This window comes from Pararhodobacter oceanensis (assembly GCF_003076755.1).
GTDB classification, from domain to species: domain Bacteria; phylum Pseudomonadota; class Alphaproteobacteria; order Rhodobacterales; family Rhodobacteraceae; genus Pararhodobacter; species Pararhodobacter oceanensis.
In genome coordinates, this window is sequence record NZ_QDKM01000002.1 from 65,735 (window position 1) to 85,958 (window position 20,224).

The window sequence follows — 20,224 nt, forward strand, 5'->3', positions numbered from 1 at the left end:
GCACCGTACCCCCCCTTTGTCCGACGCCTTTCAAGGAATGTAGTATGAACCAGGAACTGACCACAAACCCGTTCAACCCGGTTGCGCCGATCAAGACGTTTGACGAGATCAAGGTCTCGCTGGCGTCGCCCGAGCGCATTCTCAGCTGGTCGTTTGGCGAGATCAAAAAGCCCGAAACGATCAACTACCGCACCTTCAAACCCGAGCGCGACGGCCTGTTCTGCGCGCGGATCTTTGGCCCGATCAAAGACTACGAATGCCTCTGCGGCAAATACAAGCGGATGAAATACCGCGGCGTTGTCTGCGAGAAATGCGGCGTCGAAGTCACCCTGCAGAAAGTCCGCCGCGAGCGTATGGGCCATATCGAGCTGGCCTCGCCGGTGGCGCATATCTGGTTCCTCAAGTCGCTGCCCTCGCGCATCGGCCTGATGCTGGATATGACCCTGCGTGACCTCGAGCGTATTCTCTATTTTGAAAACTACGTGGTGATCGAGCCCGGTCTGACCGAGCTTGGCTACGCCCAGCTGATGTCCGAGGAAGAATACCTCGACGCGCAGGATCTCTACGGCTCGGACGCTTTCACCGCCGGTATCGGCGCCGAAGCAATCCGCGAGATGCTCACCGCCATCGACCTGCAGGCCGAGGCCGACAAGCTGCGCGACGAGCTGAAAGAAGCCACCGGCGAATTGAAGCCGAAGAAGATCATCCGCCGCCTGAAAGTGGTGGAAAGCTTCCTCGAGTCCGGCAACCGTCCCGAGTGGATGGTGCTGACCGTGCTGCCGGTGATCCCGCCCGAGCTGCGCCCGCTGGTGCCGCTGGACGGGGGCCGTTTCGCGACTTCGGACCTCAACGATCTCTACCGCCGCGTGATCAACCGCAACAACCGCCTCAAGCGGCTCATCGAACTGCGCGCGCCCGACATCATCGTGCGCAACGAAAAGCGCATGCTGCAGGAATCGGTCGATGCGCTGTTTGACAACGGTCGCCGTGGCCGCGTCATCACCGGCAACAACAAGCGTCCGCTGAAATCGCTCTCCGACATGCTCAAGGGCAAGCAGGGCCGCTTCCGCCAGAACCTTCTGGGTAAGCGGGTCGACTTCTCGGGCCGTTCGGTGATTGTGACCGGACCGGAACTCAAGCTGCACCAGTGCGGCTTGCCCAAGAAGATGGCGTTGGAGTTGTTCAAGCCGTTCATCTACTCGCGGCTTGAGGCCAAGGGTCTCTCGAGCACCGTCAAACAGGCGAAAAAGCTGGTCGAGAAAGAGCGTCCCGAGGTTTGGGATATCCTCGACGAGGTGATCCGCGAGCATCCGGTTCTGTTGAACCGCGCACCGACGCTGCACCGTCTGGGCATCCAGGCGTTCGAGCCGATCCTGATCGAAGGCAAGGCGATCCAGCTGCACCCGCTGGTCTGTTCGGCGTTTAACGCTGACTTCGACGGCGACCAGATGGCGGTCCATGTGCCGCTGTCCTTGGAAGCGCAGCTCGAAGCCCGCGTGTTGATGATGTCGACCAACAACGTGCTCTCGCCCGCCAACGGCGCGCCGATCATCGTGCCGTCGCAGGATATGGTGTTGGGCCTCTACTACGTCACCATGATGCGCGAAGGCATGACCGGCGAGGGGATGATTTTCTCGGATGTCGAGGAAGTCGAACACGCGCTGGCCTCGGGCGAGGTGCATCTGCACGCCAAAGTGCAGGGCCGCATCCTGCAGATCGACGAGCATGGCAACGAAGTGGTCAAACGCTATGAGACCACGCCGGGCCGCTTGCGGTTGGGCGCGCTGCTGCCGCTGAACGCCAAGGCGCCGTTCGAACTGGTCAACCGCCTGTTGCGTAAGAAAGACGTGCAGAATGTCATCGACACCGTCTACCGCTACTGCGGTCAGAAGGAATCGGTGATCTTCTGTGACCAGATCATGGATCTGGGCTTCCGCGAAGCCTTCATGGCGGGGATTTCCTTCGGCAAGGACGACATGCTGATCCCCGACGCCAAATGGGAGCTGGTCAACGAGACCCGCGATCAGGTGGCGGAATTCGAGCAGCAGTATCTTGATGGTTTGATCACCCAGGGTGAGAAATACAACAAGGTCGTCGACGCTTGGTCGAAATGCTCGGACGCAGTGGCCAGCGAGATGATGGGCGAGATTTCGGCGGTGCATCACGATGACGCCGGCCGCGAGCTCGAGCCGAACTCGGTCTATATGATGTCGCACTCCGGTGCGCGTGGTTCGCCTGCGCAGATGAAGCAGCTCGGCGGGATGCGCGGGTTGATGGCCAAGCCGAACGGCGAGATCATCGAGACGCCGATTATCTCGAACTTTAAAGAAGGTCTGACCGTGCTCGAGTACTTCAACTCGACCCACGGGGCCCGTAAGGGTCTGGCCGATACGGCGCTGAAAACCGCCAACTCGGGCTATCTGACGCGGCGTCTGGTCGATGTGGCGCAGGACTGCATCGTGCGTATGGACGATTGCGGCACCGACGGGTTCATCACCGCTGCGGCGGCGATCAACGACGGTGAAGTGGTCGCCAGCTTGGCCGAGCGTGTGCTGGGCCGTGTGGCTGCCGAAGACATCGTCAATCCGGCAACCGGCGAAGTGATCGTCGCGCATAACCAGATCGTCGATGAATACACCGCCGATGCGATCGACAAAGCCGGTGTGGCCTCGGTGAAAATCCGCAGCCCGCTGACCTGTGAGGCCGAAGAAGGCGTCTGCGCGAAATGCTACGGTCGTGACCTTGCGCGCGGTATGCTGGTCAACAAAGGCGAAGCGGTGGGCATCATCGCGGCGCAGTCGATCGGTGAGCCGGGCACCCAGCTGACCATGCGGACCTTCCACATCGGCGGGATTGCCCAGGGTGGCAGCCAGTCGTTCCAGGAGGCCGGTCAACAGGGTAAAATCGAGTTCCGCAACACCTCCGTGCTGGCCAATGCCGCCGGTGACGAGGTGGTGATGGGCCGCTCGATGCAGATCGCGATCATCGACGAACACGGTGTCGAGCGCGTGGCGCATAAGCTGGCCTATGGTGCGAAACTGCACGTCAAGGACGGCCAGCAGGTGACCCGTGGGGATAAACTCTATGAGTGGGATCCCTACACCCTGCCGATCATCGCCGAGAAGGCCGGTATCGCGAAATACGTGGATCTGATCGCCGGTATCTCCGTGCGTGACGAGACCGATGACGCCACCGGCATGTCGCAAAAGATCGTCACCGACTGGCGCTCGACTCCGAAAGGCGGCGATCTCAAGCCCGAGATCATCGTCATGGATCCCGAGACCGGCGAGCCGATGCGCAACGACGCGGGCAATCCGGTGATCTACCAGATGTCGGTGGATGCGGTGCTTTCGGTCGAAGACGGCCAGACCATCGTGCCGGGTGACGTGGTTGCACGGATCCCGCGCGAGGGTGCCAAGACCAAGGACATCACCGGCGGTCTGCCGCGGGTGGCGGAATTGTTCGAGGCGCGCCGTCCCAAGGATCACGCGATCATCTGTGAAGTTGATGGCTATGTGCGCTTTGCCAAGGACTATAAGAACAAGCGCCGGATCACCGTCGAACCCGTGGACGAAAACGGGGAATCGGTGGATTATCTGGTGCCCAAGGGCAAGCACATCCCCGTGCAAGAGGGCGATTTCGTCCAGCGCGGCGACTACATCATGGATGGCAACCCGGCGCCGCATGACATCCTGCGGATTCTCGGCATCGAGGCTCTGGCGAACTATCTGATCGACGAAGTGCAGGACGTGTATCGCCTGCAGGGCGTGAAGATCAACGACAAGCACATCGAGGTGATCGTGCGGCAGATGCTGCAAAAGCTCGAGATCCTCGACTCTGGCGAAACCACCCTTCTCAAGGGTGAAACGGTCGATAAGTTCGAATACGACGAGGTCAACGACAAGGCCATCGCACAGGGTCTGCGTCCGGCCCGTGGCGAGCCGATCCTCTTGGGCATCACCAAGGCGTCGCTGCAAACCCGCAGCTTCATCTCGGCGGCGTCGTTCCAGGAGACCACCCGCGTGCTCACCGAGGCTTCGGTTATCGGCAAGCGCGACAAACTGGTCGGCCTCAAGGAAAACGTCATCGTTGGCCGGTTGATCCCGGCTGGCACCGGCGGTGTCGCGACCACGATGCGCCGCATCGCTTCGGATCGTGACCAAGTGGTGATCGAAGAGCGCCGCGCCGAAGCCGAAGCGGTTCTCGCCGCGCCGGTCGAGGCCGAGGACAACGGGTTCACCGCCCCGGCCGAGGGTGACGAGCGCTAAGCCGCGCCGGACCTGACAAAAACCAGCCCCCCCGCAGAGCAATCTGCGGGGGGCTTTTCATTCCGTCCTATGTGAGCCGGTGCTTGGGCCTATCGCATACTCGTGCCGTCACGCCGCTGGCGTCTGGGCTTCTGCGCCGCAGGCCGCAGGGCAGGGGGCACCACCTACCCCCGCCAGATCGCCCGCACCTGTTCCGCGTCGATCCCGAAGTCACGGGCAAACTCGGCCTCCTGCGCCATGGTTAAGGGCTGTGTCTCCAACCCGATCCTATCGCCCGAGTCGTTATGATCATTGACCCCGCGCAGCCACATATTCTTGTCGGTCTTGGACAGCGTCGGCATATGCTGCCACGCCGTGTGATGGGTGAAATTCATCACCGACAGGCTCACATCCGACCGGAAGATAATCGCATAGGCCACGCCCAGATGCAGCTGGTTCGCCGGTTCCGCCGCCAGCCCCTCGGCACCGGCCCGCACATTGAACCCGCGCGTATAATCGAGCACCACATGGCGGCTGGCGCGAAAAAGCGGGTAATGCTGGCGCAGGGTCTTGCGGGTCTCGGCCACAAACCGCCGATTGATCGCATCGTCATCATCAAGCCGGAACTGCACCGAATAACAGCCCCTGCGGCGCACCGAATTGATCGCCTGTTTCATCACCATTCGGTGGTTGCCCGGCGGATGCGCCTGTATCACCACCTGCGGAATATCCGCTGTCAGCGCCTCCAACTGCGCGCGGCGCTCTGGCGGGAAATCCTCGCTGATCACGATCAGAAAGGTGAAATCCTTATCGGTTTGCGCGCGCACCGAGGGCAGGGTGATCGCCTCGAACAGCCGGAACCGCTCGTCCAGCCGCGCGGGCGCATAGAGATAGGCGGCGCGCGCCTCGGGGCTCTCATGCTCGCGTTTGAACCCGCCCAGAGCGTTATAGGAAAACCGGCAAATCCCGATCACCTGCGCCTTGGCGGCAGCGCGCCGCGCGGTAAACCGCCGTCTGAAAAATCCCATGCCGCGCGCCCTTCACTGCCTCGCGCCACCCTAGCCCTGGCCGCCGCGCTGTGGCAAGTTGCGCCCCGCCGCACCGGCCAAAGCCGCGCATTCACCAACATGCCGTAACGTTCTGCGCATCCATGCCGCAGTGTGTTGACAAGGACGCCGAGTCTGACCTATACGGCGCCCACCCGATACGTGCATCACGTGCGAGTCGGGGCTTTGATACAGCAAGTGGTCATGATCCGGGCCTTCACGCCCCGATCCTCTGGAATTCCACCGCGGCGATTCCTTATTCGGGATCGCATGCGGTTTTGTGCTTTGCGGACGCGCTAGGCATACAGATACGAACTGCCCCCGGATACCCCTCTGACGAGTGGAGGTTGAACGGGCCGCAAGACAAGGCGATCAATATGCCGACGATCCAACAGCTGATCCGCAACCCGCGGCAGCCGCGAGTCAAACGCTCCAAGTCGATGCACCTGGAGAACTGCCCCCAAAAACGCGGCGTCTGTACGCGCGTTTACACCACGACGCCGAAAAAGCCGAACTCGGCTATGCGTAAGGTTGCCAAAGTGCGCCTGACCAACGGCTACGAAGTGATCAGCTACATCCCCGGCGAGAAGCACAACCTGCAAGAGCACTCGGTTGTTCTGATCCGCGGTGGTCGAATCAAAGACCTTCCCGGTGTCCGTTACCACATCCTGCGCGGTGTGCTGGATACCCAAGGTGTTAAAGATCGTCGCCAGCGTCGTTCGAAATACGGCGCCAAGCGTCCGAAGTAAGGAGAGACATCCATGTCGCGACGTCATGCCGCTGAAAAGCGCGAAGTTCTGCCGGACGCAAAGTTTGGCGATCAGGTTCTGACCAAGTTCATGAACAACCTGATGATCGACGGTAAAAAGTCGGTCGCTGAATCGATTGTTTACAACGCGCTCGACCGCGTTGAGCAGCGCCTCAAGCGCGCCCCGATCGAGGTCTTCCACGAGGCCCTCGACAACATCAAACCGTCGGTCGAGGTTCGCTCGCGTCGGGTTGGTGGTGCGACCTATCAGGTGCCGGTCGAAGTCCGCACCGAGCGCCGCGAAGCGCTGGCCATCCGCTGGCTGATCATCGCCGCCCGCAAGCGCAATGAAAACACCATGGAAGAGCGCCTCGCAGGCGAGCTTTCGGACGCGGTCAACGGCCGTGGCACCGCGGTGAAAAAGCGCGAAGATACCCATAAGATGGCCGACGCGAACAAAGCGTTCAGCCATTACCGCTGGTAAGGAGCGCAACATGACACGCGAATATTCGCTAGAGCGCTATCGTAACTTCGGGATCATGGCCCACATCGACGCCGGTAAGACGACGATGACCGAGCGGATTCTGTATTACACCGGCAAAAACCACAAAATGGGCGAGACGCATGACGGCGCCTCGACCATGGACTGGATGGAGCAGGAAGCAGAGCGCGGGATCACGATTTCCTCGGCTGCGACCACCACCTCCTGGCAGCGGCAGTATGATCCGAGCGCCGATGGCACCTCGGAAACCAAATACCGCTTCAACATCATCGATACCCCCGGCCACGTGGATTTCACCATTGAAGTCGAGCGTTCGCTGGCGGTTCTCGACGGCGCCGTGGCGCTGCTCGATGGTAACGCCGGTGTTGAGCCGCAGACCGAAACCGTCTGGCGTCAGGCCGACCGCTACAGCGTTCCGCGGTTGGTGTTCGTCAACAAGATGGACAAAATCGGCGCTGACTTCTTCAAATGCGTTGAGATGGTCAAAGACCGCACCGGCGGCACCCCGTGCCCGATCGCTCTGCCGATCGGTTCCGAGGATTCGCTGGAAGGCATCATTGACCTGATCACCATGGAAGAATGGGTCTGGAAGGGCGAAGATCTGGGCTCCTCCTGGGTGCACAATCCGATCCGTCCCGAGCTGCAGGACTTGGCCGACAAATGGCGCGCCAATATGATCGAGTTGGCCGTCGAAATGGACGACGACGCGATGGAAGCCTACCTCGAAGGCCAAGAGCCCGATGAGGACACGCTGCGCAAGCTGATCCGCAAGGGCACGCTGTCGATGGCGTTCTTCCCGATGCTGGCCGGTTCGGCGTTCAAGAACAAGGGCGTGCAGCCCCTGCTCAACGCCGTGATCGACTTCCTGCCTGGTCCGAAAGACGTGCCGGTGCTGATGGGCTTCTCGCCTTCGGACGAAACCGAAGAGCGCAACATCCCGCGTCCGGCCGATGATGCCGAGCCGTTCTCGGCGCTGGCCTTCAAGATCATGAACGACCCCTTCGTCGGCTCGCTGACCTTTACCCGGATTTACTCGGGCACCCTCAAAAAGGGTGACTCGATGCTGAACTCGACCAAAGGCAAGCGTGAGCGCGTCGGCCGTATGATGATCATGCACGCCGTCGACCGCGAAGAGATCGAAGAGGCATTCGCCGGCGATATTATCGCGCTGGCCGGCCTGAAGGAAACGACGACCGGTGACACCCTGTCCGACCCGAGCAAACAGGTCGTGCTGGAAACCATGTCGTTCCCGGATCCGGTGATCGAAATCGCAGTCGAGCCGAAAACCAAGGCCGACCAGGAAAAGATGGGCATCGCGCTGGCACGTTTGGCAGCCGAAGATCCGTCGTTCCGCGTGGAAACCGACTTCGAGTCGGGCCAGACGATCATGAAGGGGATGGGCGAGCTTCACCTCGACATTCTCGTTGACCGGATGAAGCGCGAGTTCAAGGTCGAAGCCAACATCGGTGCGCCGCAGGTTGCTTACCGTGAGACGATCAGCCACAAGGCCGAGATCGACTACACGCATAAAAAGCAGACCGGTGGTACCGGCCAGTTCGCCCGCATCAAGCTGGTGATCGAGCCGACCGAGCCGGGCGAAGGTTACTCCTTCGAATCCAAGATCGTTGGCGGTGCGGTGCCGAAAGAATACATCCCGGGTGTCGAAAAAGGCATCAAATCGGTGATGGATTCGGGTCCGCTGGCTGGCTTCCCGGTGATCGACTTCAAAGTGACGTTGATCGACGGTGCCTTCCACGATGTGGACTCTTCGGTTCTGGCCTTTGAAATTGCCGCCCGCGCCGCGATGCGTGACGGTATGAAGAAGGCGGGCGCCAAGATGCTCGAGCCGATCATGAAGGTCGAAGTTGTGACGCCCGAGGAATACACCGGGTCGATCATCGGCGATCTGACCAGCCGTCGTGGCATGGTTCAGGGTCAGGACACCCGCGGCAATGCCAACGTGATCGACGCGATGGTGCCGCTGGCCAATATGTTCGGCTACATCAACAACCTGCGTTCGATGTCGTCGGGCCGGGCTGTGTTCTCGATGCAGTTCGACCATTACGACGCTGTGCCGCAGAACATCTCGGACGAGATCCAGAAGAAATTCGCATAACGGCGGTGCGTGGGAAACCACGCACCCTACCAACCCCCGTAGGGTGCGTGATTGCACGCACCGTCACTTGAAAAAACAGGAGCCACACCATGGCGAAGGCAAAGTTTGAACGCAACAAACCGCACGTAAACATCGGGACCATCGGTCACGTTGACCACGGCAAAACCACGCTGACGGCTGCGATCACCAAATATTTCGGCGACTTCCAGGCCTACGACTCGATCGACCGTGCGCCCGAAGAAAAAGCCCGCGGCATCACCATCTCGACCAGCCACGTTGAGTATGAGACCGAGACCCGCCACTACGCCCACGTCGACTGCCCCGGCCACGCCGACTACGTCAAGAACATGATCACCGGTGCTGCGCAGATGGACGGCGCGATCCTGGTGGTGAACGCCGCTGACGGCCCGATGCCGCAGACCCGTGAGCACATCCTGCTCGGTCGCCAGGTGGGTATCCCCTACATGGTCGTCTACATGAACAAGGTTGACCAGGTCGACGACGAAGAGCTCCTCGAGCTCGTCGAAATGGAAATCCGCGAGCTTCTGTCGGACTACGAATACCCGGGCGACGACATTCCGATCGTCAAGGGTTCGGCTCTGGCCGCAATGGAAGAGCGTGATGCGGAAATCGGTGAAAACTCGATCAAAGCACTGATGGAAGCCGTTGACGCCTACATCCCGACGCCCGAGCGCGCTGTGGACCAGCCGTTCCTGATGCCGATCGAGGACGTGTTCTCGATTTCGGGTCGTGGTACGGTTGTGACCGGTCGTGTCGAGCGCGGCGTGATCAACGTTGGCGACAACATCGAGATCGTCGGTATCCGCGACACCAAGACCACCACTTGCACGGGCGTTGAAATGTTCCGCAAGCTGCTGGATCGCGGTGAGGCTGGTGACAACGTCGGCATCCTGCTGCGCGGTATCGACCGTGAAGGCGTTGAGCGCGGTCAGGTTCTGTGTAAGCCGAAGTCGATCACGCCCCACACCGAGTTCGAGGCCGAAGCCTATATTCTGACCAAGGATGAGGGTGGCCGTCACACGCCGTTCTTCGCCAACTACCGCCCGCAGTTCTACTTCCGCACCACGGATGTCACCGGCACCGTCAAGCTGCCCGAGGGCACCGAAATGGTCATGCCCGGCGACAACCTGAAGTTCGAAGTCGAGCTGATCGCGCCGATCGCCATGGAAGAGAAGCTGCGCTTCGCTATCCGTGAAGGCGGCCGCACCGTCGGCGCTGGCGTCGTCTCGAAAATCATCAAGTGATTGGGGCTGGCGGGGCCGCTTAGGTCCCGCCGCGCTTCCAGAGGAAAGAGAAATGTCAGGTCAGACTATCCGCATCCGGCTTAAGGCCTTCGATTACCGCGTGTTGGATTCCAGCACCGCGGAAATCGTCTCCACGGCCAAGCGTACCGGCGCTAATGTTCGCGGGCCGATTCCGTTGCCCAACCGTATTGAGAAGTTCACGGTTCTCCGTGGTCCGCACATCGACAAGAAGTCGCGCGACCAGTGGGAAATCCGCACGCATAAGCGTCTTCTCGACATCATCGACCCAACCCCGCAGACCGTAGACGCGCTGATGAAGCTCGATCTGGCTGCCGGTGTTGACGTCGAGATCAAAGTTTAAGGAGCCAATCACATGCGCTCTGGAGTGATTGCAAAAAAGCTGGGCATGACCCGGCTGTTCATGGAGGACGGACGCCAGATCCCGGTGACCGTTCTGCAACTCGATGGTCTGCAAGTGGTCGCACAGCGCACCGCCGAGACCGATGGTTACACCGCTGTCCAACTCGGCGCCGGTGCAGCAAAAGCCAAGCGAGTGACCGCGCCGATGCGTGGCTATTTCGCCAAGGCCAATGTTGCCCCCAAGCGCAAGCTTACCGAGTTCCGCGTCAGCCCCGAGAACCTGATCGAAGTCGGCGCCGAGATTTCGGCCGACCACTATCTGCCCGGGCAGTATGTGGACATTGCCGGCACCTCGATCGGTAAAGGTTTTGCGGGCGTGATGAAGCGGCACAACTTCCGGGGTCTGGAAATGACCCACGGTGTGTCGATCAGCCACCGTTCGCACGGCTCGACGGGCCAGTGTCAGGATCCTGGCCGCGTGTTCAAGGGCAAGAAAATGGCCGGTCACATGGGCGCTGTCCGTGTCACCACGCAGAACCTTGAGGTTGTCCGCTGTGACGCCGACCGTGGCCTGATCATGGTCAAGGGCGCCGTGCCGGGTTCCAAAGGTGGCTGGGTCACGATCAAGGATGCCGTCAAGAAGCCTGCTCATGCCGATGCGCCGCGTCCCGCTGCGTTGAAAGCTGCCGCTGGCGCCGAGGCTGCACCTGCTGCTGAAGGAGCTCAAGAATGAAAACCGAAGTGATCAAACTCGACGCTGGCAAAGCCGGTGAACTCGAGCTGAACGAAGCGATCTTCGGGCTTGAGCCGCGCGCCGACATCCTGCACCGCGTGGTGCGCTGGCAGCGCGCCCGCGCGCAGGCTGGCACGCATTCGACGCTGGGCCGTTCGGAAGTGTCCTATTCGACCAAGAAGATCTATCGCCAGAAGGGCACCGGCGGCGCACGCCACGGCGCTCGCAGCGCGCCGATCTTCCGTTCGGGCGGTATCTACAAGGGCCCGGTCTCGCGCAGCCATGCGTTCGACCTGCCCAAGAAGGTCCGCAAGCTCGGTCTGAAGCTGGCGCTCTCGGCCAAGGCTGCCGCTGGCAAGCTGGTGATCCTGGACTCGACCGAACTGGCCGAAGCCAAGACCGCACTGCTGGCCAAAGCGGTCAATGATCTGGGCTGGAAGAAGGTCCTGGTCATCGACGGTGCCGAGGTCAACGCGAACTTCGCCGCCGCCGCCCGTAACCTTGATGGTGTGGATATCCTGCCGTCGATGGGCGCAAACGTCTATGACATCCTCAAGCGCGACACTCTGGTGATCACGCGGGCGGGTGTCGAAGCTCTGGAGGCTCGTCTGGCATGAGCGCGAAAGCACAACATTACGACGTGATCCGCAAGCCGGTGATCACCGAGAAAGCCACCATGGCCTCCGAGGCCAATGCGGTGGTGTTCGAAGTGGCCATCGAGTCGACCAAGCCGCAGATCAAGGAGTCCGTCGAGGCTCTGTTCGGCGTCAAGGTCAAAGCGGTGAACACGACGATCACCAAGGGCAAGCAGAAGCGGTTCCGCGGCATGCTTGGCCGCCGCAAGGACGTCAAAAAGGCCTATGTGACCCTCGAAGAGGGCAACGCCATCGACGTCTCGACCGGCCTGTAATTGGTCTTACTGTTTTGAAAATGAACCCCGGCCGTTTGCGGCCGGGTTTTTTTTTGAGGTAAGTTCGTGAAATTATTGGGAGCTCGACAGACGCCGAGGGATAAGTGATTATTGCTTTTGAGTTTTTCGGTTGAAAGTATCACGAATGAGAAAAACAATTCTAACACTCGCGTTGGCTGTGTCGTTTTTTGGCGGCCCCTTGGAGGCAAGTTGGATTTCGCCGGAACTCCGAGAGAGGCCCGCGCTTGATATTTCGATCAGATTGGCCGACGAAGCCGTAGATCGTTGTTGGGTTCGGACTGACAGCGCTCGTAGTTGGGCGGATAGACGCCTCCGCGGCATCGGTTATCAAATTTACGATTCATCGGTTCCGAGGTTGCCTTACTTGCTTATTTTAGTGAATGCGCGAAGATTAGATAATAGATGTGTAGGAAGTGTGTCAGTCTCGCTGCGGCAGGATATCGTCTACGATGGACGGCGCGTCTCGGTGATTATGGCAGAGGTGTCTGGTTTTGCTGTAGAGGAAGGAAATTTGAACCAGTTCGTTCTGGATGCAATTGAGCGTTTCGCACGGCTACACTAAAACAAGTAGTTTTCATCTCATTCGATAGTTCATCGGCGTTGTCAGTTGCAACGATGGTGTTCTCGCTTTCAAAGCAGTTTTCACGATTCGCCGACCACCTAATCACCCCTTCCGCCCGGCTTGCCGGGCAGCGCCCGTCCGCCCCCTCGGGCGGGCGCTCCGCTTCCGCCCGCGGCCGGGCGCCGCCCTCTATCTGGCGCTGAGCAACCGTCGAGAGCACTCTCATCGTTTTTTCGCACCGCCCTGATCCACCCTCCCGCCCGGCTTGCCGGGCAGCGCCCGTCCGCACCCTCGGGCGGGTGTTCCACCCCGCCCGCGGCCGGGTGCTGCCCTCTGTTTGGCGTCATACCAGCGCCGATTGATTCATGTCACCAAAGCGTGCCGCTCTGAACACCCCTCCCGCCCGGCAACGCCGGGCAGCGCCCGACCGCCCCCACGGGCGGGTGTTCCACCCACCCGCGGTCGGGTGCTGCCCTATGTTTCGCGGTAGACCAACGCGGGATAGTCCGGTGTCGTCTTTGCGTGACGCGCCATTCAATTCTTCCGCCCGCAATTGGGCGCCGCTCCTCTGTTCACTCCCAATCCCCCCGCACAGCAGATTCCCGCCACGCGCTATAGACACCCCCCCTCAACCCTGCTATCTCGCGCGTGTCGCTCGGCCTCGGATTCGCTCCGGGGCCTGTGATTTTTTGATCCGGGGACCTTCGGGGCCCTTTACACATGGCAGCTACCTGCCACAAAGCAAACGGAAGACAGAAAGCATGGCACTCAAGTCGTACAAACCGACGACGCCAGGCCAGCGAGGGCTGGTTCTGATCGACCGTTCGGAGCTTTGGAAAGGTCGCCCCGTCAAGGCCCTCACGCAGGGTCTGACGAAATCGGGTGGCCGGAACAACACCGGACGGATTACGATGCGCCGCATTGGCGGCGGGGCGAAGCGACTCTATCGCATCGTTGATTTCAAGCGTCGCAAGTTCGATGTTCCCGGCACCGTGGAACGCATTGAATACGACCCCAACCGCACCGCGTTTATCGCGCTCATCCGCTACGAAGACGGCGAGCAGGCCTATATCCTGGCTCCGCAGCGTCTGGCCGTGGGTGACACGATTGTCGCAGGCGCGAAAACCGACGTGAAGCCGGGCAACGCGATGCCGTTCTCGGGCATGCCGCTCGGTACGATTGTCCATAACGTCGAGATGAAGCCCGGCAAGGGTGGCCAGATCGCACGTGCCGCGGGCACCTACGCCCAATTCGTCGGTCGTGACGGTGGCTACGCACAGCTGCGCCTGTCCTCGGGCGAGATGCGCATGGTCCGTCAGGAATGCCTGGCGACGATCGGTGCAGTCTCGAACTCCGAGCATTCGAACCAAAACCTTGGTAAAGCGGGCCGCAACCGCCATTTCGGCATCCGCCCCTCGGTGCGCGGTGTTGCAATGAACCCGATCGACCACCCGCACGGCGGTGGTGAAGGTCGGACCTCGGGTGGCCGGACGCCGGTTACGCCCTGGGGCAAGGACACCAAAGGTAAGCGCACGCGTACCAATAAGGCGACGGATAAATACATCATCCGCTCGCGTCACGCCAAGAAGAAGGGCCGTTAATCCATGGCACGTTCTGTTTGGAAGGGCCCTTTCGTTGACGCCTATCTGCTGAAAAAAGCAGAAAAAGCGCAAGAATCCGGCCGCAACGATGTGATCAAAATCTGGTCGCGCCGTTCGACGATCCTCCCCCAATTCGTGGGGCTGACCTTTGGCGTGTATAACGGCAAAAAGCATATCCCGGTGAATGTCACCGAGGAGATGATCGGTCAGAAGTTTGGTGAGTACTCGCCGACGCGCACGTATTACGGGCACGCCGCCGACAAAAAAGCGAAACGGAAATAAGCCATGGGTAAAGAGCAAAATCCGCGCCGCGTGGCTGACAATGAAGCTATGGCCAAGGCCAGCATGCTGCGCACGTCGCCGCAAAAGCTGAACCTTGTGGCTGGCCTCATCCGCGGCAAAAAGGTTGAAAAGGCGATGGCCGATTTGACCTTCTCGAAAAAGCGTATCGCGATCGACGTGAAGAAATGCCTTCAGTCGGCCATCGCCAACGCCGAAAACAACCACGGTCTGGACGTTGACAACCTCATCGTCGCCGAGGCCTGGGTTGGCAAAAAGATGGTGATGAAACGTGGGCGTCCGCGCGCACGGGGTCGCTTCGGCAAGATCCTGAAGCCGTTTTCCGAGATCACCATCAAGGTGCGTGAGCGCGAGGAGCAAGCGTAATGGGACAAAAAGTTAACCCCATCGGGATGCGCCTGCAGGTCAACCGTACCTGGGACAGCCGCTGGTATGCCGACGGTAAAAACTATGGCGAACTCCTGTTGGAAGACCTGCGCATGCGGGAATTCATCAAGCAAGAGTGCAAGGCCGCCGGCGTCAGCCGGGTGATCATCGAGCGTCCGCACAAAAAGTGCCGGGTGACGATCCACACCGCACGTCCGGGCGTGATCATCGGCAAAAAAGGCGCCGATATCGAAGGTCTGCGCAAGAAGCTGGCACAGTTCACCGATAGCGAACTGCACCTGAACATCGTCGAAGTCCGCAAGCCGGATCTGGACGCTGCTCTGGTCGCCGAGTCGATTGCCCAGCAGCTTGAGCGTCGGGTCTCGTTCCGTCGCGCGATGAAGCGTGCCGTGCAAAACGCGATGCGTGTCGGCTCCTTGGGTATCCGGGTCAACATCGCCGGTCGTCTTGGCGGTGCCGAGATCGCGCGGACCGAATGGTATCGCGAGGGCCGTGTGCCGCTGCACACGCTGCGCGCTGACATCGACTATGCACTGGCCGAGGCGATGACTCCCTACGGGATCATCGGGATCAAGGTCTGGATCTACAAAGGCGACATCATGGAGCATGATCCGCAGGCGCACGATCGCCGGCATCAAGAGCTTCAGGATGCCCCCGGCGGCGGCGCACCCCGCGGTCGGCGCTAATCGCCTGATAGGAGAGAATAGATGCTGCAACCGAAACGGACGAAGTTCCGCAAACAGTTCAAGGGACGCATCCACGGCGAAGCCAAAGGCGGTTCGGATCTGACCTTCGGGTCCTATGGCCTGAAAGCTGTTGAACCCGAGCGCATGACCGCGCGCCAGATCGAAGCTGCCCGTCGGGCCATGACGCGTCACATGAAGCGTCAGGGTCGCGTCTGGATCCGTGTGTTCCCCGATGTGCCGGTGTCGTCGAAACCGACCGAAGTGCGGATGGGTAAAGGCAAGGGCTCGGTGGACTATTGGGCCGCCAAGATCAAACCCGGCCGGATCATGTTCGAGATCGACGGCGTGAACGACGAAACCGCCCGCGAAGCCCTGCGTCTGGCCGCTATGAAGCTGCCGATGAAGACCCGGGTCGTGGTCCGCGAAGACTGGTAACGGTGCGTGCAAAGCACACACCCTACGCTAACGAGGCTCCCGCTGCGAAAGTTGCGGGGGCCTTTTTCATTCGAGGCGCAAATTGACGGATGCTGAACTGACGTTCCGGGTGTGGTGGCAAAAGGGGCAGCTTGAAGCCGCTGTGCCTGCATGGAAAGACCGCGTTTATGAAGCGTCCAAATATGCGGGACGCGACAAGGCCGCGTTCGAGGCAAAGGTTGGCCAACGCCGGAGTCGGTCACTTTTCAAGACACTTGAGGCGCTCGAATCCGCCATGTTCCGGATTAAACCGGATTGGTCGAATGATGCGACGTTATCTGACGTCGCGATGCAGATGGAAGCCGTGCTGCGCGGCAGATTCGCAGGCATTCCGGACAAAGTCATGTCCGAGTTGATCAACCGGTATATGTTCAGTTACCGCTAAGGGATGTGGCGTGCGGGGACGGTGCGTGCAAGCACGCCACCCTACGAATGCTGATACTTGGGCGACTCGTTGACGGTTATATGCATGTGCTGGAACTTGGTTTGAGGGGGATCCAAATGGCGGCGGGCGGGCGCAAATTCACCTATGTGGTCTATAAGATCACCTTTCCCAATGGAAAAATCTACATCGGCAAAGATATCGGACGGGGTGGACACTCGATCAGGTATTTCGGCTCGTGGAGTGCGTCACTTGTCGAGAGCGAATTCACCAAAGACCAGTTGATGGATTTCACGATTAGGCGTGAGATTTTGTTCGAAAGTCCTGATCGGGTGGAGGTCAGCAAGAAAGAAATCGAATTTATCATTTCCACTAAGGCGAATGATCCTCGATATGGATACAATCGAACACCGAGATTAGCCGCACCACTTGTCGAGCGTTAAGTAATAGTAATTGTTCATACAATTGATCCCGCGATCTGCTGTGCTGGTCTTTTCGCCAGGCTTGCCGGGCAGCGCCCGTCCGCCCCCTCGGGCGGGCGCTTCGCTTCCCGCCCGCGGCCGGGCACTCCCCTCTGTGTGGCTTGAAGTGGATTACATGAACCGATTGTGTATGTTGAGTCTCCGTCCAGCACACGCTCCGCCCGGCTTGCCGGGCAACACCCGACCGCGGGCGGGTGTTCCACCCCCGCCCGCGGTCGGGTGCAGCCCTATGTCTGGCGTCCAATCCGCTGCATCGAGAACCGGTGCCGTTCTGGCATGCCGCGTCAATCACATCTTCCGCCCGGCAAGCCGGGCAGCGCCCGTCCGCCCCGTCACGCCGTAGGCGTGCCTATGGCCCTCGGGCGGGCGCTCCGCTTCCGCCCGCGGACGGGTGCTGCCCTCTGTTCGGTGCAAAAGGGATGCATTGCTCGGTTATGGCCTGATGTTAAAGGTAATCAGCCCTGCCAAGCCCCGGGTGCCGGCCCGTAGGTTTTCGTTGAAAACCCGCACCACCGCACGCAGTTCGCCCTACGCCCAACTGTAATTAAAACTCACCGATATCCGGTCGTCCTCGGACATATTCATCGGCACCTCATGGCGCAGCCAGCTCTCCCAGAGCAGCACTTCGCCGACCTCGGGCGCCAGGTAGATAAACGGCTGCAACTCCCGCCGCGCGTCTTTGAACCGGGGCGGGGCGGCCATCATCATCGCCGCCCGCGGGTCCTCGAGTTTCAGCGCCGAGGTGCCCGCGGGCATCGCCACATAACAGGTCCCCGAGATCACCGAATGCGGGTGGATATGCGAGGCATGCATCCCGCCCTGCGGCAGAATATTGATCCATAGATCCTCAAGCTTCAGCTTGCGCCCCTCCAGATCAAACGCCAGATCCTCGGCGAAAGCCGCCACATGCTTGTCCAGCGCCTTAACCATTGCCTTGAACACCGGAAACCGCCAGGGCAGATCGGTCAAGGAGGCATAGCTGGTATAGCCCGGATAGCCGTTGGCCTCGCACCAATCCTGCCCGGCCTCGTCATCCTCGGCAATCGAATAGCAGGACGCCTCCAACTCCTGCGGATCTAGCGCAGAGCCGGATTTGGCCAGACGGGCGCGGTAAAGGCGGGTCGCAAACAGCGATTCAATCTGTGTCATAGGTTTGGTCTAGCCGATAAAAAACCCGCATGCGAGGCCGGATTTGCGCTTGATCCGCCGGGCAAATCCCCGCATTACGCCGCGTAATTTGCAACAAGGATATCCCATGATCGACCGTATCGACATCAACGCGCGCTCTTCGAAAATCGTCAAACATAATGGCGTCGCCTATATCACCGGACAGGTCGGCGAGGGCGAGACCATCCAAGAGCAAACCCATGAGTGCCTGCGCCGGCTTGAGGATCTGCTGATCAAATCCGGCTCCTCGCGTGAGAAGATGCTGCGCGCGACGATCTGGCTGTCGGATATGAAATATTTCACCAAGTTCAACGAGATCTGGGACGCCTGGGTGCCCGCAGGCCACGCCCCCGCCCGCGCCTGCGGCGAGTCGAAACTGGCCCGTGAAGCGCTGATGGTCGAAATCATCGTGGATGCGGCCTACGACTGAGCGGCCGACGACTGAGCCGAAACCGCCTAAAGACCCCGTGCTGCCGGTGCCCAGATCCGGCAGCACATTCTACCGCCGATAGATCACATCCTCGGGCGCCAGATCGCTGACCCCTTCGAGATCCACGACCATGACCAGCGTGACCTGATCGCGCACCATATCCACCAGAATCCTTGTGCCGTCTGCATCCACCACATGGCGGATCTCGCCGACCTCAAAGCCACTGTCGATCCCGCGCAGGTCGATCACCAACTGGTCCGCGCTGCTGTCGAAATCCTTGATCGTGCCCGCCGTGGTGCCCAGCCGCAGCTCCTCCTCGCCACCATACGAGATGATCTCCGTGCCCTCATCAATGAGCACCTCGAAGCTGTCGCTGCCCTCACCGCCGTAAAATTCGATCGGCTCGACGCGGAACCCCATGCCCTTCATCACCCAGGGCGCGTGAATGCGCAGCGTGTCATCACCCTCGCCGCCGTGATGGTCAATCACCGCATAGGGCGTGATATTGCCGGTATATTGAAAGCCGCCTTGCACCTCGATCAGGTCATCGCCCGCGCCGCCGCGGGTGACCACCAACGGCGTGTGACGCGCGTCGATCGTGTCATTGCCCAGACCGCCCTCCAGCGTTGTCGGCGCCCATTCCGCGCCAAACGCCCAGACATCTGGCGGGGCGTAGATGATCAGATCATCGCCCTCGCCGCCGTCAATGAGGCTGCTGTCTCCGCGCAGATACATCTCGTCATCGCCAGCGCCGCCCAGAAGTGTCGAGCCATGGGCGGTGGCATAGAGCGTGTCATCCCCCGCACCGCCATCGACATAAGAGCCGGTGAGCACGCTCTCGCCATCCTCCACACCGCGCAGATCAATCAGATCGGCGCCATCCCCGGCATCCAGCGTGATCTGCGCCGGATCGGGGTCATCGGCCAGGGTGATCGTGTCGTTGAGCGCGCTGGCGGTCAGATCCTCGCCGTCGCGCATCTGATAGGTGATGCCCGTTGCGGGCGGGGCGATATCATCGGTGCCATCTTCATCGCCGGTGCCATCTTCCGCCGACCCCGAATCGCTGCCGTCTTCCTCCTCGGATGGCGGCTCATCGAGCAGGTCGCCAGGCCCGCCATCTGCGCCGCTATCTGTGCCGCTGTCCCCAGAGCCCTCATCCTCGGTCGCAGGTGCCGCCTCGTCCCCGGCATCCAGTGACCCCATGGCAAACGCCACCCCCAGCAACAACACGACCAATGCGGCAACCATCAAATACGCCCCCCCGAGCAACTCATTACAATTGTAATGAACCCTAACGCCGCCACTCTGCACGGTAAAGTGGAGTGTCACGCCCCCATAAGCCCCAAGCTGCGCCAACCGGACAGCCCGCCGCCCGCCGCCCATTCCCTCCGCCAGCGCATCCGGCCGGATCCCGCCACCGCCACCATACCGCGCCGCCTTGCGGGCAAGTTCACCCTTGCCCTTAGGGTGCAACTCCCTTAAAGGAGCACATCCAGCCGATTCCGCCCTGCGGTCTTGGTTGGTAAATCAATGACTCCACCGGACACAGGGTCACCCCAAAAGGGCCCTCTGGTGATGTTGAAAGGAAAGCGCGCATGAAAGCCGCAGAACTACGTGACAAGACCCCGGACCAGCTGCGCGATCAGCTGGTGGCGCTGAAGAAAGAGGCCTTCAACCTCCGTTTTCAGGCCGCAACCAACCAATTGGAAAACACCGCCCGTCAGCGCCAAGTGCGCCGTGACGTCGCGCGTGTGAACACCATTTTGAACCAAAAAGCCGCTGAAGCGGCGGCGAACTGAGGAGCA

Annotated in this window: 21 protein-coding genes; 18 read left to right on the top strand and 3 right to left on the bottom strand. The window is 60.6% G+C overall.

From position 1 onward, the window contains the following. Positions 1-44: 44 nt before the first annotated feature. Positions 45-4,268, top strand: coding sequence for a DNA-directed RNA polymerase subunit beta' (rpoC, locus tag DDE20_RS04705; protein WP_116557326.1), 4,224 nt, complete (start codon positions 45-47; stop codon positions 4,266-4,268). A 164-nt stretch (positions 4,269-4,432) separates the two neighbouring features. Here rpoC and DDE20_RS04710 read toward each other — a convergent pair whose 3' ends face one another. Then, positions 4,433-5,275: a glycosyltransferase gene (locus DDE20_RS04710; RefSeq protein WP_116557327.1), complete on the bottom strand. Its 843-nt coding sequence runs from the start codon at positions 5,273-5,275 to the stop codon at positions 4,433-4,435. Between the two features lie 395 nt (positions 5,276-5,670). Here DDE20_RS04710 and rpsL point away from each other — a divergent pair, with 395 nt between their 5' ends. The 15 genes from rpsL to DDE20_RS04785 all read left to right on the top strand — a co-directional run bounded on the left by rpsL (position 5,671) and on the right by DDE20_RS04785 (position 16,783). Further along, entirely contained in the window at positions 5,671-6,042 is a 372-nt protein-coding gene (gene rpsL, locus DDE20_RS04715; protein ID WP_116557328.1) for a 30S ribosomal protein S12, read from the top strand. Positions 6,043-6,054: 12 nt separating this feature from the next. Continuing rightward, positions 6,055-6,525: a 30S ribosomal protein S7 gene (gene rpsG / locus DDE20_RS04720; RefSeq protein ID WP_116557329.1), complete on the top strand. Its 471-nt coding sequence runs from the start codon at positions 6,055-6,057 to the stop codon at positions 6,523-6,525. Positions 6,526-6,535: 10 nt separating this feature from the next. Then, positions 6,536-8,659 carry an elongation factor G gene (gene fusA / locus DDE20_RS04725; protein WP_116557330.1) on the top strand — a complete coding sequence of 708 codons (2,124 nt, stop codon included), beginning with the start codon at positions 6,536-6,538 and terminating at the stop codon, positions 8,657-8,659. Between the two features lie 89 nt (positions 8,660-8,748). Next, a complete protein-coding gene (tuf, locus tag DDE20_RS04730) occupies positions 8,749-9,924 on the top strand; it encodes an elongation factor Tu (RefSeq protein ID WP_116557331.1) in 1,176 nt (391 codons plus the stop codon). Positions 9,925-9,976: 52 nt separating this feature from the next. Further along, positions 9,977-10,285 (top strand): 30S ribosomal protein S10, encoded by a 309-nt coding sequence (gene rpsJ / locus DDE20_RS04735; protein WP_116557332.1) that lies wholly within the window; start codon positions 9,977-9,979, stop codon positions 10,283-10,285. A gap of 12 nt (positions 10,286-10,297) precedes the next feature. Then, the gene (gene rplC / locus DDE20_RS04740) at positions 10,298-11,017 is read left to right on the top strand and encodes a 50S ribosomal protein L3 (protein WP_116557333.1); all 720 of its coding nucleotides are present in this window, start codon (positions 10,298-10,300) and stop codon (positions 11,015-11,017) included. Next, complete coding sequence (rplD, locus tag DDE20_RS04745) at positions 11,014-11,634, top strand: 50S ribosomal protein L4 (protein ID WP_116557334.1); 621 nt, start codon at positions 11,014-11,016, stop codon at positions 11,632-11,634. Before rplC ends, rplD begins: the two co-directional genes overlap by 4 nt. After that, complete coding sequence (locus tag DDE20_RS04750) at positions 11,631-11,927, top strand: 50S ribosomal protein L23 (RefSeq protein WP_116557335.1); 297 nt, start codon at positions 11,631-11,633, stop codon at positions 11,925-11,927. Before rplD ends, DDE20_RS04750 begins: the two co-directional genes overlap by 4 nt. A gap of 1,344 nt (positions 11,928-13,271) precedes the next feature. Next, positions 13,272-14,111, top strand: coding sequence for a 50S ribosomal protein L2 (gene rplB / locus DDE20_RS04755; RefSeq protein WP_116557336.1), 840 nt, complete (start codon positions 13,272-13,274; stop codon positions 14,109-14,111). A gap of 3 nt (positions 14,112-14,114) precedes the next feature. Then, entirely contained in the window at positions 14,115-14,393 is a 279-nt protein-coding gene (gene rpsS, locus DDE20_RS04760) for a 30S ribosomal protein S19 (RefSeq protein ID WP_116557337.1), read from the top strand. Between the two features lie 3 nt (positions 14,394-14,396). After that, complete coding sequence (gene rplV / locus DDE20_RS04765; protein ID WP_116557338.1) at positions 14,397-14,777, top strand: 50S ribosomal protein L22; 381 nt, start codon at positions 14,397-14,399, stop codon at positions 14,775-14,777. After that, positions 14,777-15,484 (top strand): 30S ribosomal protein S3, encoded by a 708-nt coding sequence (gene rpsC, locus DDE20_RS04770; protein WP_116557339.1) that lies wholly within the window; start codon positions 14,777-14,779, stop codon positions 15,482-15,484. The genes rplV and rpsC overlap by 1 nt, the downstream gene beginning before the upstream one ends. A gap of 21 nt (positions 15,485-15,505) precedes the next feature. After that, the gene (gene rplP, locus DDE20_RS04775) at positions 15,506-15,919 is read left to right on the top strand and encodes a 50S ribosomal protein L16 (RefSeq protein ID WP_116557340.1); all 414 of its coding nucleotides are present in this window, start codon (positions 15,506-15,508) and stop codon (positions 15,917-15,919) included. A gap of 82 nt (positions 15,920-16,001) precedes the next feature. Further along, positions 16,002-16,343: a hypothetical protein gene (locus tag DDE20_RS04780; protein WP_116557341.1), complete on the top strand. Its 342-nt coding sequence runs from the start codon at positions 16,002-16,004 to the stop codon at positions 16,341-16,343. Positions 16,344-16,423: 80 nt separating this feature from the next. After that, positions 16,424-16,783: a GIY-YIG nuclease family protein gene (locus DDE20_RS04785; RefSeq protein ID WP_205961620.1), complete on the top strand. Its 360-nt coding sequence runs from the start codon at positions 16,424-16,426 to the stop codon at positions 16,781-16,783. Between the two features lie 567 nt (positions 16,784-17,350). Here the strand turns inward: DDE20_RS04785 and DDE20_RS04790 are convergent. After that, the gene (locus tag DDE20_RS04790; protein ID WP_116557342.1) at positions 17,351-17,971 is read right to left on the bottom strand and encodes a 2OG-Fe(II) oxygenase family protein; all 621 of its coding nucleotides are present in this window, start codon (positions 17,969-17,971) and stop codon (positions 17,351-17,353) included. 106 nt (positions 17,972-18,077) lie between these two features. Between DDE20_RS04790 and DDE20_RS04795 the strand changes: the two genes are divergently transcribed. Then, a complete protein-coding gene (locus DDE20_RS04795; RefSeq protein ID WP_116557343.1) occupies positions 18,078-18,419 on the top strand; it encodes a RidA family protein in 342 nt (113 codons plus the stop codon). A 69-nt stretch (positions 18,420-18,488) separates the two neighbouring features. Here the strand turns inward: DDE20_RS04795 and DDE20_RS04800 are convergent, their stop codons facing one another. Further along, the gene (locus DDE20_RS04800) at positions 18,489-19,667 is read right to left on the bottom strand and encodes a calcium-binding protein (protein ID WP_116557344.1); all 1,179 of its coding nucleotides are present in this window, start codon (positions 19,665-19,667) and stop codon (positions 18,489-18,491) included. Positions 19,668-20,014: 347 nt separating this feature from the next. On the opposite strand from DDE20_RS04800, the gene rpmC reads away from it, so the two are divergent. Continuing rightward, positions 20,015-20,218, top strand: a complete 204-nt coding sequence (gene rpmC / locus DDE20_RS04805) for a 50S ribosomal protein L29 (RefSeq protein WP_116557345.1) — start codon at positions 20,015-20,017, stop codon at positions 20,216-20,218. Positions 20,219-20,224 lie beyond the last annotated feature (6 nt).

Bases quoted from the DNA above. Each gene is read 5' to 3' on its own strand.
- rpoC (WP_116557326.1), top strand. From the start codon at position 45: ATGAACCAGGAACTGACCACAAACCCGTTCAACCCGGTTGCGCCGATC.
- DDE20_RS04710 (WP_116557327.1), bottom strand. From the start codon at position 5,275: ATGGGATTTTTCAGACGGCGGTTTACCGCGCGGCGCGCTGCCGCCAAG.
- rpsL (WP_116557328.1), top strand. From the start codon at position 5,671: ATGCCGACGATCCAACAGCTGATCCGCAACCCGCGGCAGCCGCGAGTC.
- rpsG (WP_116557329.1), top strand. From the start codon at position 6,055: ATGTCGCGACGTCATGCCGCTGAAAAGCGCGAAGTTCTGCCGGACGCA.
- fusA (WP_116557330.1), top strand. From the start codon at position 6,536: ATGACACGCGAATATTCGCTAGAGCGCTATCGTAACTTCGGGATCATG.
- tuf (WP_116557331.1), top strand. From the start codon at position 8,749: ATGGCGAAGGCAAAGTTTGAACGCAACAAACCGCACGTAAACATCGGG.
- rpsJ (WP_116557332.1), top strand. From the start codon at position 9,977: ATGTCAGGTCAGACTATCCGCATCCGGCTTAAGGCCTTCGATTACCGC.
- rplC (WP_116557333.1), top strand. From the start codon at position 10,298: ATGCGCTCTGGAGTGATTGCAAAAAAGCTGGGCATGACCCGGCTGTTC.
- rplD (WP_116557334.1), top strand. From the start codon at position 11,014: ATGAAAACCGAAGTGATCAAACTCGACGCTGGCAAAGCCGGTGAACTC.
- DDE20_RS04750 (WP_116557335.1), top strand. From the start codon at position 11,631: ATGAGCGCGAAAGCACAACATTACGACGTGATCCGCAAGCCGGTGATC.
- rplB (WP_116557336.1), top strand. From the start codon at position 13,272: ATGGCACTCAAGTCGTACAAACCGACGACGCCAGGCCAGCGAGGGCTG.
- rpsS (WP_116557337.1), top strand. From the start codon at position 14,115: ATGGCACGTTCTGTTTGGAAGGGCCCTTTCGTTGACGCCTATCTGCTG.
- rplV (WP_116557338.1), top strand. From the start codon at position 14,397: ATGGGTAAAGAGCAAAATCCGCGCCGCGTGGCTGACAATGAAGCTATG.
- rpsC (WP_116557339.1), top strand. From the start codon at position 14,777: ATGGGACAAAAAGTTAACCCCATCGGGATGCGCCTGCAGGTCAACCGT.
- rplP (WP_116557340.1), top strand. From the start codon at position 15,506: ATGCTGCAACCGAAACGGACGAAGTTCCGCAAACAGTTCAAGGGACGC.
- DDE20_RS04785 (WP_205961620.1), top strand. From the start codon at position 16,424: ATGCATGTGCTGGAACTTGGTTTGAGGGGGATCCAAATGGCGGCGGGC.
- DDE20_RS04790 (WP_116557342.1), bottom strand. From the start codon at position 17,971: ATGACACAGATTGAATCGCTGTTTGCGACCCGCCTTTACCGCGCCCGT.
- DDE20_RS04795 (WP_116557343.1), top strand. From the start codon at position 18,078: ATGATCGACCGTATCGACATCAACGCGCGCTCTTCGAAAATCGTCAAA.
- DDE20_RS04800 (WP_116557344.1), bottom strand. From the start codon at position 19,667: ATGGTTGCCGCATTGGTCGTGTTGTTGCTGGGGGTGGCGTTTGCCATG.
- rpmC (WP_116557345.1), top strand. From the start codon at position 20,015: ATGAAAGCCGCAGAACTACGTGACAAGACCCCGGACCAGCTGCGCGAT.